This window comes from Cryobacterium sp. RTC2.1 (genome assembly GCF_035018685.1).
Lineage (GTDB): Bacteria > Actinomycetota > Actinomycetes > Actinomycetales > Microbacteriaceae > Cryobacterium > Cryobacterium glucosi.
In genome coordinates, this window is record NZ_JASJXJ010000023.1 from 17,399 (window position 1) to 31,423 (window position 14,025).

At 65.3% G+C, this 14,025-nt stretch carries 12 protein-coding genes and 1 tRNA gene; 3 read left to right on the forward strand and 10 right to left on the reverse strand.

From position 1 onward, the window contains the following. Window positions 1-31 precede the first annotated feature (31 nt). Complete coding sequence (locus QN357_RS05070; RefSeq protein WP_323504621.1) at window positions 32-1,279, reverse strand: sugar ABC transporter substrate-binding protein; 1,248 nt, start codon at window positions 1,277-1,279, stop codon at window positions 32-34. Between the two features lie 243 nt (window positions 1,280-1,522). On the opposite strand from QN357_RS05070, the gene QN357_RS05075 reads away from it, so the two are divergent. After that, a complete protein-coding gene (locus QN357_RS05075; protein ID WP_134448289.1) occupies window positions 1,523-2,536 on the forward strand; it encodes a LacI family DNA-binding transcriptional regulator in 1,014 nt (337 codons plus the stop codon). A 53-nt stretch (window positions 2,537-2,589) separates the two neighbouring features. Here QN357_RS05075 and QN357_RS05080 read toward each other — a convergent pair whose 3' ends face one another. From QN357_RS05080 to QN357_RS05110, 7 genes are all read right to left on the reverse strand, one after another. Beyond that, window positions 2,590-3,447, reverse strand: a complete 858-nt coding sequence (locus tag QN357_RS05080; protein WP_134448287.1) for a Cof-type HAD-IIB family hydrolase — start codon at window positions 3,445-3,447, stop codon at window positions 2,590-2,592. Window positions 3,448-3,525: 78 nt separating this feature from the next. After that, window positions 3,526-4,953: a glycoside hydrolase family 1 protein gene (locus QN357_RS05085; RefSeq protein ID WP_134562015.1), complete on the reverse strand. Its 1,428-nt coding sequence runs from the start codon at window positions 4,951-4,953 to the stop codon at window positions 3,526-3,528. Between the two features lie 97 nt (window positions 4,954-5,050). Then, window positions 5,051-6,910: a beta-glucoside-specific PTS transporter subunit IIABC gene (locus QN357_RS05090; RefSeq protein WP_322136224.1), complete on the reverse strand. Its 1,860-nt coding sequence runs from the start codon at window positions 6,908-6,910 to the stop codon at window positions 5,051-5,053. Window positions 6,911-7,111: 201 nt separating this feature from the next. Further along, window positions 7,112-7,999 carry a PRD domain-containing protein gene (locus tag QN357_RS05095; RefSeq protein WP_134448283.1) on the reverse strand — a complete coding sequence of 296 codons (888 nt, stop codon included), beginning with the start codon at window positions 7,997-7,999 and terminating at the stop codon, window positions 7,112-7,114. Between the two features lie 57 nt (window positions 8,000-8,056). Then, on the reverse strand, window positions 8,057-8,413 hold the full coding sequence (locus QN357_RS05100) for a VOC family protein (RefSeq protein ID WP_134448281.1): 357 nt from the start codon (window positions 8,411-8,413) through the stop codon (window positions 8,057-8,059). A gap of 82 nt (window positions 8,414-8,495) precedes the next feature. Further along, window positions 8,496-9,137, reverse strand: a complete 642-nt coding sequence (locus QN357_RS05105) for a winged helix-turn-helix transcriptional regulator (protein WP_134448280.1) — start codon at window positions 9,135-9,137, stop codon at window positions 8,496-8,498. A 5-nt stretch (window positions 9,138-9,142) separates the two neighbouring features. Next, complete coding sequence (locus QN357_RS05110) at window positions 9,143-9,577, reverse strand: VOC family protein (protein ID WP_134448278.1); 435 nt, start codon at window positions 9,575-9,577, stop codon at window positions 9,143-9,145. A gap of 235 nt (window positions 9,578-9,812) precedes the next feature. On the opposite strand from QN357_RS05110, the gene QN357_RS05115 reads away from it, so the two are divergent. Beyond that, on the forward strand, window positions 9,813-12,380 hold the full coding sequence (locus QN357_RS05115; RefSeq protein WP_322136226.1) for a glycoside hydrolase family 2 protein: 2,568 nt from the start codon (window positions 9,813-9,815) through the stop codon (window positions 12,378-12,380). 1 nt (window position 12,381) lies between these two features. Here the strand turns inward: QN357_RS05115 and QN357_RS05120 are convergent. Further along, window positions 12,382-12,456 (reverse strand) — tRNA-Ser (locus QN357_RS05120). A 181-nt stretch (window positions 12,457-12,637) separates the two neighbouring features. Beyond that, window positions 12,638-13,618 (reverse strand): citrulline utilization hydrolase CtlX, encoded by a 981-nt coding sequence (gene ctlX / locus QN357_RS05125; RefSeq protein WP_198413729.1) that lies wholly within the window; start codon window positions 13,616-13,618, stop codon window positions 12,638-12,640. Between the two features lie 219 nt (window positions 13,619-13,837). On the opposite strand from ctlX, the gene QN357_RS05130 reads away from it, so the two are divergent. Beyond that, a complete protein-coding gene (locus QN357_RS05130; RefSeq protein ID WP_323504622.1) occupies window positions 13,838-13,951 on the forward strand; it encodes an AsnC family protein in 114 nt (37 codons plus the stop codon). The last annotated feature ends 74 nt before the right edge of the window (window positions 13,952-14,025 follow it).

Genomic DNA, 14,025 nt, shown 5'->3' on the forward strand with positions numbered 1-14,025 from the left:
GCCCTTCGTGTTCTCGGTGGGAGGCTTCGGTCTACTTGGCGATAGCTGCTGCGGCAGCAGTCTGGGCTTCCTTCAGCGCTTCCGTGGGCGTCATCGCACCGCTCAGTGCGTTCTGGATGGCGGTATAGACCTGCTCTGAGATCTTCGGGTAGTTGGCACCGAGGTTGTCGCTGGTGCGCCCCTTGGCTGCCTTCACGGCGTCGACCCACACCGAGAGTTCCGGGTGTTCGACAAGCAGGGCGGCCTGGCCTGCCGTGGTCGCGGGGATGTAGTACGCGAACGTGTCGGCGGTCTTGACCTGGCCTGCGGTGGTGCTCATGCATTCGACGATCTTCTTGGACACGTCGTAGCGCGCCGTGTCCTTCTGGGTCGGGATGACCATGAATTCGCCGCCGGTCGGTGCGGGAGCCGCTCCCCCGGCCTCGGCCGGGATGGTGATGTAGCCGGTCTTGAAGCTGGCCTTCGCTGCGCTGTTGACCTGCCACGTGCCGTTCACCGCGAAGCCGAAGTCACCGGTGAGGAATTCCTCCCAGTTGGTGTTCTGCGAATTCGTGATGACTGAGTTCGGCGCGAGGCCCTGGCTGACCCAGTCGGTCCACAGTGTCAACGCAGAAATCGCCTGGGTCGAGTCGAGCTTGTTGAGGTTGGCTCCGGCTCCCCAGAAGAACGGCAGGAACTGGAAGGTTCCTTCTTCACTCGCGAAGCCGGCGAAGGTGATGCCCTTGTGACCGGCGGTCTTGACCTGCTGCAGGGCTGCGGTGAGGCTGGCCCAGTCCGTGACCGTCGCAGGATTGACGCCCGCCGCGTCAAGGACGTCCTTGTTGTAATAGAGCGCGAGGGTGTTGGCGCCGACGGGAATGCCGTACGTCTTGCCGTCGAGGACACCGGCCCCGAGGAGATTGGGGTCGATCGCGGATGTGTCGAGCCCGATGGACTCCATGTCGTTCAGGGCGCCAGTGTCTGCCAGGGTCGTCACGGCCGGGTTGTCGAGGAGGATGACGTCGGCTGCGGTGCCCTCCTGGGCGGCAAGCAGGGACTGGTTGGTCAACGACTGGGAGTCGTACGCCGTGCGTTTGATGGTCACGCCGGCGTCGACACCGCAGGCATCGATGCGCTTGGCCCAGTCGGAGCTGGCGTCGTGCTGGGGATACGGATCCCACACTGTGTACTCGGTGCTGCCGGCACTGCTGGAGCCGCCACCGGCAGCCGAGCATCCGGCCATGGCCAGTGCGAGGGTCGCGACCCCGGCGACTGCCATCGTGCTACGTACGAACTTCATTGTCATCACGTTTTTCCTTCATTGGAATAGGGCAGGAATATCAGAGCAGAATTGTGAAACAAATAAAACTAGTTTCAATAGGGCGAGGCTAGCACTGAGCTTCCCGGTACGTCAATCGGAATTTGTCTCTTTTGTCAGTGAATTGCGGGGCACGCGGGGTACAGTCTTTTCTCGTAGGGTTTCACGCGACTCGGCCGAACAACGACCCGGCCTCGACATCGGTTTCATAGGCGAAAGGACACCATGGGCAAGACGAATGACGCAGTCACCCTCGCCGACGTGGCGCGTGCCGCCGGCGTGTCCATTGCGACGGCGTCCAAGGCTCTCAACGGCAAGACCGTCGTGCGCGAGGCAACCCGGCAGCACGTCGAGGAGGTGGCCCGGAGCCTCGCCTTCACGCCCAACCCGTTCGCCCGCGCACTCAATTCGTCGATCACGGGTACCATCGGCGTCCTGACCGCAGACCTCGCCAACCGGTTCGTCGTTCCGATTCTTCTCGGCGTCGAGGACGCCTTCGGTGCGGACTCCACGTCGGTCATCCTCACGGATGCCCGGAACGACTCCATCCGGGAGTCGCACCAGTTGCGCACCCTCATGGCGAAACGCGTCGACGGCATCATCGTCCTGGGCGACAGTGACACGTCCCGCCCTTCGATCACGGAACAGGTGACGGTACCGGTCGCCTATGCGTTCGCCGCCAGCCAGGACCCGAAGGACTCCTCATTCACGACGGACAATTCCCAGGGCACCGATCTCGCCATCGACCACCTCGTCTCCCGGGGCCGACGCGGTATCGTCGCGATCAGCGGCGATCCCACCTTCTCGGCGGCCGTCGAACGGCTCACCGGCGCCACCCAGGCGATGAAGCGGCATGGCCTGCAGCTCGTCGGCGGTGAGAACCTGTACGGCGACTGGAGCGAGGACTGGGGCCGCCAGTGCGTGCATGCCCTCATCGAGGCCGGGCACCACTTCGATGCGATCTTCTGCGCCAGCGACCAGATCGCCCGGGGCGCCATCGAGCAATTGCGCGATGAGAACCTCCGCGTGCCCGAGGACGTCGCCGTCGTCGGCTACGACAACTGGGAACTGTTCAGCGTGCATTCACGCCCGCCGATCACCACGATCGACATGAATCTCCAGGAGCTGGGCCGGGCGGTGGCACGCGAACTCATCGACGCCATCAAGGGACAGCCGCATCCGGGAGTGCACCGTGTCCCGGTGCGCCTCATCCCGCGCGCATCCACGACGCGGCTCTGACCCCGTCGTTTCGCACACCGGCGACGCCGCGCCCTGTCGGTACCGGCATCCGCTCAGATCAGGCCATGGCGGCGGAAGGCGTTCCAGACCCCGTCGTCGAGCACGGCGGTGGTGACCTCGTCGGCGTGGGACTTGACCTCGTCGGTGGCATTGCCCATCGCGATGCCGACACCGCACACCTGGAGCATTTCGATGTCGTTGCTGCTGTCGCCGATGCCGATGGCCGATGCCGCGTCGAGGCCGAGCAGGTCGAGCAACTTCAGGATCGTGCTGCCCTTGTTCACCCCCCCCAGGGTCACCTCGCCGCTGCCGCGACCCATGTGGGGAATGGTGCCGGTGATGACGTGGAAATCGTCGCCGAGCGCGTTCGAGACTCGATCGAAGGCCCGAAGGTCACCGGCCAGGAAGACCGACTTGGCGATGCCCGTGAATGACAGCGGCCGCACGTCCCCGAAAGCCTTCAGGACCGGGTGTTCCTCGGCCCCGGTGACGGAGGCGAGGTCGGGCCGGGGATCACCCTTTCGTTCCCTGTCGTCCTCGAGGTAGGTCGCGAAGCGCGAGCGCACCCCGGGGCTCGGGTAGAGCTTGTCGTAGGACTGGAGGTAGAAGTCGTAGCCCGCGGCCTCGTAGAACCCGACCATTCGCGCCACCGCCGGTTCGGGCATCGTGCGGGAGATCACGACGTCGCCGCCGACTTCGGCGAACCCGCCGCCGGCGCTGATCGCCCCGTCGAAGCCGATGTCCCGGATCGCCGGGTAGATCTCCACCGACGCCCGCCCCGTGCTGAGGTACACGAGGTGACCGTTCTTCCGGGCGCTGCGCACCGCCTCGATCGACGATGGTGCGATCGCCTCGCCGGAGTCGATGAGGGTGCCGTCGACGTCGAGGAAAGCGATGCGGGGGGAAATCATGATCTGCTCCAGACGAGGCCGCCTCCGGGACAGTGCATCCAGGAGGCAGCCGACGGGACGAACCCGTTTGGTTCTACGCTATCGGGTGAGGCTCGCACCATTGGATCGGATGACCTCGGCGTACCAGTCGAACGACTTCTTCTTGAAACGGTCGAGGGTGCCCGTTCCGTCATCGTTGCGGTCGACGTAGATGAACCCGTACCGCTTGCTCATCTGTGCCGTGCTGGCGCTGACGAGGTCGATGCACCCCCAGGAGGTGTAGCCCATCACGTCGACGCCGTCGGCGACGGCCTCGCCGACCTGCACGAGGTGATCGTTGAAGTACTCGATGCGGTAGTCGTCGATGACGGTCTTCCGGCCGTCGACCGTGACGAGCTCATCCTTCGCTCCGAGACCGTTCTCGACGATGAACAGCGGCTTCTGCCAGCGGTCCCAGAACTGGTTCAGCACGATGCGCAGGCCGACCGGGTCGATCTGCCAGCCCCACTCGGATGCCTTCAGCGTCGGGTTGGCGACCCCGGGGAAGATGTTCCCTTCGCCCGTGACACGATTCGATGTGTCGGCGGTTTCCGCCACGCTCACGTAGTAGCTGAAGGAGACGAAGTCGACGGTGTTCTCCTTGAGCAGTGCCCGGTCGTCGTCGGTGATCACCAGTTCGACGCCCTGGTCGCGCAGGCTGCGCAGGTAGTACCCCGGGTATTCTCCGCGCACGTGGATGTCGCCGAAGGCGAGGTTGGTGCGCTCGGTGGTGAGCGAGGCCATCACGTCGTCGGGATCGGGCGACAACGGATAGACCGGCATCGCGAGGATCATGCAGCCGATCAGGGCGGACGGGGCGAGCTCGCGGGCGGCCTTGGTCGCGAGCGCACTCGCCACCAGCTCGTTGTGCACGGCCTGATACAGGTCGGTCCGGGTGAGCTGGTCCTTCGGTGTGTTGATGCCGCCAGACAACAGCGGGGCGTGCAGCACGGAGTTGATCTCGTTGAAGGTGAGCCAGTACTTCACCCGGGCGCCGTATCGGGCGAAGAGCACCCGCGCGTACCGCTCGTAGAATCCGATCAGGTCACGGTTGACCCAACCGTCGTAGGTCTCCGTCAGGTGCAGCGGGGTCTCGTAGTGCGAGATGGTGACCAACGGTTCGATGCCGTGCTTCTCGCACTCGTCGATGACGCGGTCGTAGAACGCGAGGCCCTCCTCATTGGGCTCCGCCTCGTCGCCGAGCGGGAAGATCCTGCTCCAGGCGATCGAGAAGCGGAAGGTCCGGAAGCCCATGTCGGCAAACAGGGCGATGTCCTCGGCATAGCGGTGGTAGAAGTCGATGGCCACCTGCTTGAGGTTGTCGTCCGTGGGGCCCGCGGTGCGCGGCGTCGTGATTCCCTGCGGCATGACGTCCTGGATGGACAGGCCTTTGCCGCCCTCGTTGTATGCACCCTCGATCTGGTTCGCGGCGGTCGCACCGCCCCAGAGAAAGCCCTGCGGGAATGTGACGGGTGTTGAATCGGTCATTCGTGTACTCCTTTTACTACTGACTACGTATTACGCAGATGGCCGGTGGAGGAGCAGCCGAGCCGCTCCTCCACCGGGACGTACAAACCGCCCTCGCTTACTTCGCGGTGGCCAGTTCTTCCTCGGCGATCGCCAGGAAGAGGGGGTCTCCGTGCGCTACCGGGCCCGAGGCTGGTGAGCCGATGGCCGGATACTTCTTCGGGTTCGTGATGATGACCGGCGTCGTGATGTCGTATCCGGCTGCCGTGATCGCGTTGATGTCGAACTCGAGAAGGAGATCGCCGGCCTTGACCTGCTGGCCCTTCTCCACCTTCAGGGAGAAGTACTTGCCACCGAGCTTGACCGTGTCGATGCCGACGTGGATCAACACGTCCGCTCCATCCGCGTGCTGCAGCCCGATGGCATGCCCGGTCGGGAATGCGGCTACGACGAGAGCGTCGAACGGGGCGTAGACGGCGCCGACACGGGGAATGATCGCAACACCCTTGCCGAGGTCGCCGCCGGCGAAGACGGCGTCGGGAACCTCGCTCAGTGCAACGGCGGTGCCGTCGAGCGGGCTCAGCACCTCGAGGTCGGTGCCGTCCACGACTGCGGCGGCCTCGTTGGCCGGATCCTTGAATCCGAGGATCACGGTCAGGCCGAACGGCACGATGATGGCGACGAGAAGGCCCAGAATCAGCATCACGGTGTTTCCGGTACCGAACAGGGCTGGCAGCGCCAGCAGCGAGGGCAGCACGAAGGCGTTCGCGGCGACGCCGCCGGCCGAGATCAGGGCTCCACCGAGGACACCACCGACGACTCCGAAGACGAACGGCCGCTTGAGCGGCAGGTTCACGCCGTAGATGGCCGGCTCCGTGATACCGGCGAGGAAGCCCGACACGGTGGCCGGGGCAGCGAGCGACTTCAGGTTCGAGTTGCGGGTGCGCACCCAGACCCCGGCGACGGCCGCAGCCTGTGCCAGCACCGCGGCGAAGAGCGGCGCGGTGATGTAGATCAACCCGGTGCTCTGCAGTTCGGCGGTCATCAGCGGGACGAAGCCCCAGTGCAGGCCGAAGATGACGAAGACCTGCCAGAGGCCGCCCATGATGGCTCCACCGAGCCAGGGCACGACCGTGAAGACCCAGCCGATACCGCCGGCCAGTCCCGTGCTGATCAGGTTGGAGAGCGGGCCGATCACCAGGAAGGTGAGCGGTACCAGGATGATCACCATGATCATGGGTGTCACGAATCGGCGGATCGCGGCCGGCAGTGCGGCGTACAGGAACCGCTCTCCGTGACTCTGCAACCACACGATGACGATGATCGGGATGACGCTCGAGACGTAGCTGACCATCGTCACCGGGATGCCGAAGAAGGTGATGTCCGGCGCGCCGTTGAGCGCGACGATCGAGGGGTACACGAAGGAACCGGCGATGGCGAGCGACGTGAACTGGCTCGCGTTGAAGTACTTCGCCGCGGTGATCGCGAGCGCCAGCGGCAGGAAGTTGATGAAGGCATCCGAGAGTGCGTTCAGGATCGTGTACGTCGTCGTCGTGTTGTCGATCCAGGCGAACGTGACCGCTGCCGCCAGGAAGGCCTTCAGGAGGCCGGTGCCCGCGAGCGCCCACACCAGCGGGGTGAAGATCGCCGAGATCATCGCGATGAAGCGGTTGACGAGGTTGCCCTTCGGGCCGTCCTGGGCGGCCTGGCCGCCGGAGGAGGAGGCGCCGCCGAGCTTCGAGATCTTCGTGATCTCGGCGAAGACCTCGGGTACCTCATTGCCGATGACGACCTGGTACTGACCGCCGGCCTCGGCCGTCGCGATGACGCCGGGTGTGGCCTTGACCGCCGCCTTGTCGACCTTCGCGTCGTCCTTGATGACGAATCTCAGCCGCGTCGCGCAATGCACGAGCGACTGGACGTTTTCTTCGCCGCCCACACCCTTGAGGACCGCAGCTGCGGTCTTGGAGTAGTCCATCGGTCTCATTCACCTTCCGCCGCGACATCGCGACTTCCATGCTCAGGAAGCGATCAATCGGTGTTTTGGGCAAAAAAAAGACCTGAACTCATTCATCGCCGTACTGGCGATGCGAGTTCAGGTTTTGCCCGCTGATGCGGTAACAATCCGAAAATGCTTCCACAGAGCGTCGTCGCCCTGCGGTCTCAACGTAGCACACGATCAGGTGGCGGCGCCATCCACCATCTGGTTCGCCAGTCGCTCGACGTGCACGATCACGTACAGGAGCTCTTCGTCGGTGAGGTCGGAGCCGGTGGCGGCACTGACGTACGACTTGACGTCGGCGGCGATGGCGTAGGAGCGGGGGTAGCTGTGTTTGGCGAATTCGAAGAAGGACGTGTCCGAGCCGCGCAACATCGACTTCGCCACCAGCCGCTGCAGGAGGAATTGGATGTGCAGGATGAACCGCGCGTAGTCCGGGCTCGCCGTGTCCAGGTGCACGCCGAGGCCGCCCTCGACCGTCGTCACCACGTGCTGCACCCGACGGAAGAGCAGTGCCGCGGTTCCATTGGGCTCGTCCCTGGTCGCGTTGAGGAGATGCATGGTGAGGAACACCGCTTCCTCGTCCGGGAGGGCGGTGTCCAGGCTGGCGCTGACCGATCGGGCCATTGCCGTCGCGGCGTCGAACTCCTGCGGATGCAGGACGCGTAATTCGGGCATCGACGTCGTCGGGATGCGGATGCCTTTCTGCATCCGTTCGAGCACGAATTGGATGTGGTCGATGATGGCGAGCGGCAATCGGCGACCGAGGCTTCGGCCCAGGGTCCGTTCCGCCTCGTCGACCGCCCGCGTGACCGCTTCGATGACCGGGTACGGCACGGACGCGAGGAGTTGGCGGGCATGGTCGGCTTCACTGCCCTGATCGAGGACGAAGGTCTTCTCGACCTTGGCGGGATCGATCGTGTCGCTGGGAAGCAGTTGGAATCCCAGCCCGCGTCCCATCAGCACGCGTTCCTGACCGGACTCGTCGATCGAGATGACGACGTTGTTGTTGAGCACCTTGTGCACCACCTTGTCCGGTGTGCGTGCTGCCCCGTCTTGCCTCGCCATAACGCTAGTTTAGGGCGCTCGCCTTTTCGCGGCCGCCCTGCTCGACGGACACGGGCGCTAACCAACCGTGCGGGCCGAGAGCACGCAGAATTCATTGCCCTCCGGGTCCGCCAGGACTACCCAGGGGACGTCTCGCTGGCCCACATCGGCACGGGTCGCCCCGAGGCCGAGCAGGCGCCCGACCTCGGCGGCCTGGTCGTCGGGGACGAAGTCGAGGTGGAGCCGGTTCTTCACGGTCTTTCCCTCGGGGACAGCGCCGAACAGCAGGGTCGGGTGCGCACCCTCGGCCGCGGCGAGTTCGAGCTCGTCGTCGCTCTCGCCGACCACGATCCAGCCGAGAGCCTCCTGCCACCATCGCCCGAGCCCCTTCGGGTCGCGACAATCGACGACGACTTCTTCCCAGAACAGCGACATGCCGGACACACTACGCCGGGCCGCGACCCCAGGTCCAGACGCAGGGCATTCCGGGTGCAGCCGTAGCGGTACCGCGCTCGGCTCAGGCGGCCAGGTGAAACGTGCTCGCGAAGCGACCGAGGAGGGCACGGCGACCACGCAGCACCTCGACGACCCCGGTCTCGATCGCGCGCTCCGGGCCGAGCTCACCGGAAATGAGCCGGCGGATGCCCGGACCAGCGGCGAAGGCGAGGTCGACGGGCCCGTCCCCGCGCGTCACATCGAGGGTGGAGCCGTCCACCCGGATCAGAAGCTCGGCATGACCGAACCGCGCCGCGTACGCGGTCGCCGGGAGCTGCTCCGCGACCTGCGGCCGAAACGCGGTCCGGAGGTCCATCGTCATGGCGTCAGGGGTGATGACCTGCTCCTCCCGCGGATCGCCCAGGGATTTGAATCCCCACGCCCCGAGTGCGAGCACCACGGGCTCGAGCTCGCGGCCGTACGGCGTCAGCTCGTAGACGATGACGCGCGAATGAGGCACCCGTCGGATGATGCCCGCCGCCTGCAGCTCCTTCAGCCGTGCGGCCAGGATGTTGCTCGGGATCCGAGCGAGTCCCCCGGCGAGTTCGCCGTAGCGCCGCGGCCCGACGAGCAGGTCGCGGACGATGAGCAGGGCCCAGCGCTCTCCCACAAGCTCCAGGCCTCGCGTGACGCCACCGTATTGACCATAGTCGCGTGCGGCCATCGACCTCAGTCCTGCTGATTCGCGAAGGCTTCGGGGCCCTGAGCGGCTGCTACCGGGTCCATCCAGCCGAACTCGAGGAAGTTGCCGTCGGGGTCGTTCAGCTGGCGCTGGTACATGAAGCCGTAGTCCGAGGCCGGTTTGGGCTCAGAGCCTCCAGCGGCGACGCCGTCGGTGACGGCCTTGTCGACCGCCTCGCGACTGTCCAGGAAGATCGCGGTCGACACGGAGGGGTTCACGGCCGGATCTCCGATCGGAAGGTCGGTGAAGGTCTGAAAGTACTCGCGGACAAGGATCATAAAGTAGCTGTGGTCTTCTTCGACGACGACGCAGGCCGCGTTGTGGTCCGAGAAGGCCGGGTTGATGGTGAATCCGAGCGCCGTGTAGAACGCCTTTGCGCGCTCCAGGTCGGTCACCGGCAGGTTGACGAACATCGCGGTCATCGTGTCTCCTTGTAGAGGTTCCCATGTGGACTGACGTCATACTTGCAAAAAACAAGTGTGCTGTCAAGACCTCTGTCGTGCCCTTCCGGACGCGAGCGCTCAGCCCGCCCCAGCGCACCCCGGTCTACCGGGGTGGCGGCGTCGTGTCGTAACGTAGGCGATATGACGATCTCGCCCGGATTTCAGATTCCTGATTTCACCCATCCGGGCGTCGTCGAGTCGCTGCCGCCACATCATGACTGACACCACCATCCAGGCCGTCGTGCCCACGAGTCACCCGATCCGACGCCTCCTCGCCGACTGGACCGTCACCGCGCTCGACGGCCCTGTCCCCCGGGCCGTGCGCCAGCACACAATTCCGGCAAGCGTTCCCGGGTCGGTGCACACCGACCTCCTCGCCGCGGGCCTCATCCCCGACCCGTACCTCGACGGCAATGAGCAGTTGCTCGGCTGGATCGGACTCACCGACTGGCGATACACGACGACCTTTGTCTGGCAGCCGAACAGCAGCACCCAGAGCGAGATCGTCTTCGACGGTCTCGACACGATCGCGACGGTTGAACTCAACGGCCACCGGATCGGCGTGACCAGGAATATGCACCGCCGTTACCGATTCGACCTGCGCACCCATCTGCGCGCCGGCCTGAACGAGCTCGCCGTCACGTTCTCCTCTCCGATCCGGGCCGCGGATGCCGCCAGCCTCGAACTCGGCTATCGCCCGCACGTGAACCACCACCCGTACAACGCGATCCGCAAGATGGCCTGCAGCTTCGGCTGGGACTGGGGCATCGACACGAGCACATCGGGCATCTGGCGCCCGGTCGCCCTCGAATGCTGGGCGACGGCGCGGATCGAGTCCGTGCGCCCGATCGCCACCGTGGACACCCTTGTCCGGGCAGACGGGACGGCCCGGCACTCGGGCACGGTCGCCGTGCACGTCGAGGTCGCCCGGGCGAGCGACGCAGATCTCATCGTGACGGCATCCGTCGGAGGCGTGACCGGCTCGGCCACTCTGAACGCGGGCCAGACGAGCGCGGTCGTGACGCTGCATGTTGCCGAGGTGTCGCGGTGGTGGCCGCGGGGCTACGGCGAGCAGCCGCTCTATGACGTCGACGTGACGTTGCACGGTTCGGGCGCGGACGACGCCGAAGCACTCGAACTCGATTCGGCACACCGGCGCGTGGGCTTCCGGACCGTGTCGTTCGACACCGAGCCGGATGCCACAGGGACACCGTTCACGATCGCCGTCAACGGGCAGCCGGTCTTCGTTCGCGGGGCCAACTGGATCCCCGACGACTCCTTTCCGCACCGGGTCGACCGGGACCGGTACCGGGACCGCATCGAGCAGGCCGAATTCGCCAACATCAACCTGCTCCGGGTCTGGGGCGGCGGCATCTTCGAGGCCGACGACTTCTTCGAGCTCTGCGACGAACGCGGCATGCTCACGTGGCAGGACTTCCTTCTCGCCTGCGCCGCCTACTCCGAAGAGGCGCCCCTGTTCGGCGAGATCGAAGCGGAGGCCCGCGACAACGTGGCCAGGCTGGCGTCGCACCCATCGCTGATCGTGCTCAACGGCAACAACGAGAACCTCTGGGGCCACGAGGAGTGGAACTGGAAGACGAGACTGGATGGCAAGACCTGGGGCGCGGGCTACTACTACGAGCTCTTCCCGCGCATCGTGGCCGAACTGGCGCCGCACATCGGATACACGCCGGGAAGCCCGTTCACCCCGGGCGGCACCGACGGTCTCGGCCGTGACGGAACACTCACGCCGAACGATTCGAACAACGGCACGATGCACATCTGGGACCTGTGGAACCAGCGCGACTACCCCGCCTACCGTGAGTACACGCCCCGCTTCGTAGCGGAATTCGGCTGGCAGGGCCCACCGACCTGGTCGACCATGCGCGCATCGATCAGCGACTCCCCGCTCACTCCCGAGTCCCCCGGCATGCTGGTGCACCAGAAGGCGATGGAGGGCAACGTGAAGCTCACCGACGGCCTGCTCGCCCACTACCCGTTGCCCGACGACATCGACGACTGGCACTGGGCGATGTCGCTCAACCAGGCCAACGCCATCGGCACCGCCATCGAACACTTCCGTTCCCTGCAACCGCACTGCATGGGCAGCATCGTCTGGCAACTCAACGACTGCTGGCCGGTCACGTCCTGGGCGGCCGTCGACGGCTATGGGCGACCCAAACCGCTGCTCTACGCGATCCGCCACGCGTACGCCGACAGACTCGTGACCATTCAACCGCGCGCCGGAGGAACCCTGGCGGCGGTCGTCGTCAACGACGAGGCTTCACCGTGGTCGGGCGAGCTCATCGTCCGACGCCTCACAGACGCGGGAATCGTGTTGGCCGAACACGCGGAACAGGTCACCCTGCCCGCGCGGTCCACGGTGACCGTGCCGCTGCCCGCATCCGTCTCCGCGACAACGGATGCGGCAGCGGAACTCCTCCGGGCCGAGCTCAGCAGGGTGCGTGGCCATTGGTTCTTCGCCGAGCCCCGCGACACCCGGCTCGGTGCCCCGTCCCTGTCCTCGTCACTCGAACGGGTCGCGAACGGCTACCTGCTCACGGTGACGGCCGCAACGCTCACCCGCGATCTTTCCGTCCTGGTGGACAGGGTAGACCAGTCCGCCCGAGTCGACGACATGCTGATCACGCTGCTCCCGGGCGAAAGTGCGGTGTTCAGCATCCGCTCCACTGTCGAGCTGGACCGTGCGACCCTGACGGCACCGACGGTGCTGCGCAGCGCGAACCAGCTTGTGCGGCCGAGATCCCGCCGACGAGGATGAGTCCCGCCGCTGGGACTCGAACCCACACTGTGACGATTTCAAGTCGTCTGCCTCTGCGATTGGGCTACGGGGCGCGTCCGAGTGCATCCGCGCTGAGCGAACTCAGTCCGAACAGACTCCGACGCTTCAAGCGCAGGTACCGCCGGAGCAGCCGCTTACCAGGCGGGCGTGGCCGGGACCCAAGACTGGCCAGGGCCAGCCCGAAGCAGTCGTCGGAACCGGGCATCCGCGGTCGTTCCGGAGCAGGACAAGCACCCCTACTGCCGCGCGCCCAGCGCACTGAACGGAGCTGGGGCAGACGTTGGCCACCTGTCCTGGTGACGTCGTCGATCCAGGTGGATTCCGGCGAGCATACACCGGATGGAACCGCCGGCCAGTTCTATCGTCGGCACGTCCACGGGCACAAGACGGCAGGACTCCTCGAGTGTTTCCCGCTGGCGTTCCGTCAACGCCGTGAACGCCCGACGGGACAGCGCGAGGATCCTGCCCCGGTCTCCCTCGAGTTCGATGGCGTTACCGCAGAATTCCTTGATCTGGGCGGACGACAATTCGATGACGGTGCGGCCCGAAGACGTCAGACGCTCAACGACCTCGTCACGACGATCGCGCGAAGTCATGAGCTCAAGCCCGATCAATGCGAACCGGGTCCCCACACACATCATCACGTTGGTGTGGTAAATCGGGATACCCGAATCATCGACGGCGTCGAAAACCAACGGTTCGTAGCCGAAGTTGGTGCAGAAGCGTTCGAGGGCGACAGGATCCGCACGCTGTGACCTGGCCACATAGGCGACTCTGCTGACGTGGTCGAGTACCATCGCACCGGTGCCTTCGAGGTAGATCCCGTCGAATTCGAGGCCGGAGTAGTCGATCACGTCCTGCACGCGATAGTTCTGTTTGAGCAGTTCCAGGATGTCCTGGCGACGTTCCGTGCGGCGGTTGGGCGTGCGCATCGGATAGACGGCGATATGGCCGCCGGCGTGGGTGGAAAACCAGTTGTTGGGGAAGACGCTGTCGGGACGGCCCTCGTGCTCGTCCTCGAAGAGGTGCACGGTGATTCCATTGGCGCGCAGGGTCTCGGCCACGACGGTCACTTCGCCGTGGGCCGTGTGGTGATGTTCGTTCAGGTTCGACAGGTCGACGAGCGGCTGGAACGTGTTGTCATCGGCGGTTTGAGAGTTGGGCGTGAACCGGTGCGGACGGATGAGGACGACCGTGCCCGGTGACTGAACCGACACGACGGTCAGACCCTGGTGAAGACGTGGGCTGGAATGGGTAGACTCCCGGACACGCGGCTCCGGGAGCTGTTGGTCATTTCTGCGCACTGCACCACTCGGCGCCTCCTTCGATCAGGATTCCAACGCTACGGTGCGCGAATACCTCATCGATAGTGGATTTTCCCACTAATTACGATGAGGAATCGCACACTTTGCATACCCGAGCCGTACTCTATGCGTATGCCCCTGGATGACCTCGACCACAGGCTGATCAGTCTGCTCCGGGTGAACGGGCGAGAACCAGTCGCTGCACTCGCTCGTGAGCTCGGCGTGACCCGCTCCACCGTCGACTGAGTATTTGTGGGTTTGGGGGCCAGTGAATATTGCCTTCGGGGGCCACTGATATTGCCGCTGGGTGCCGGGTCATC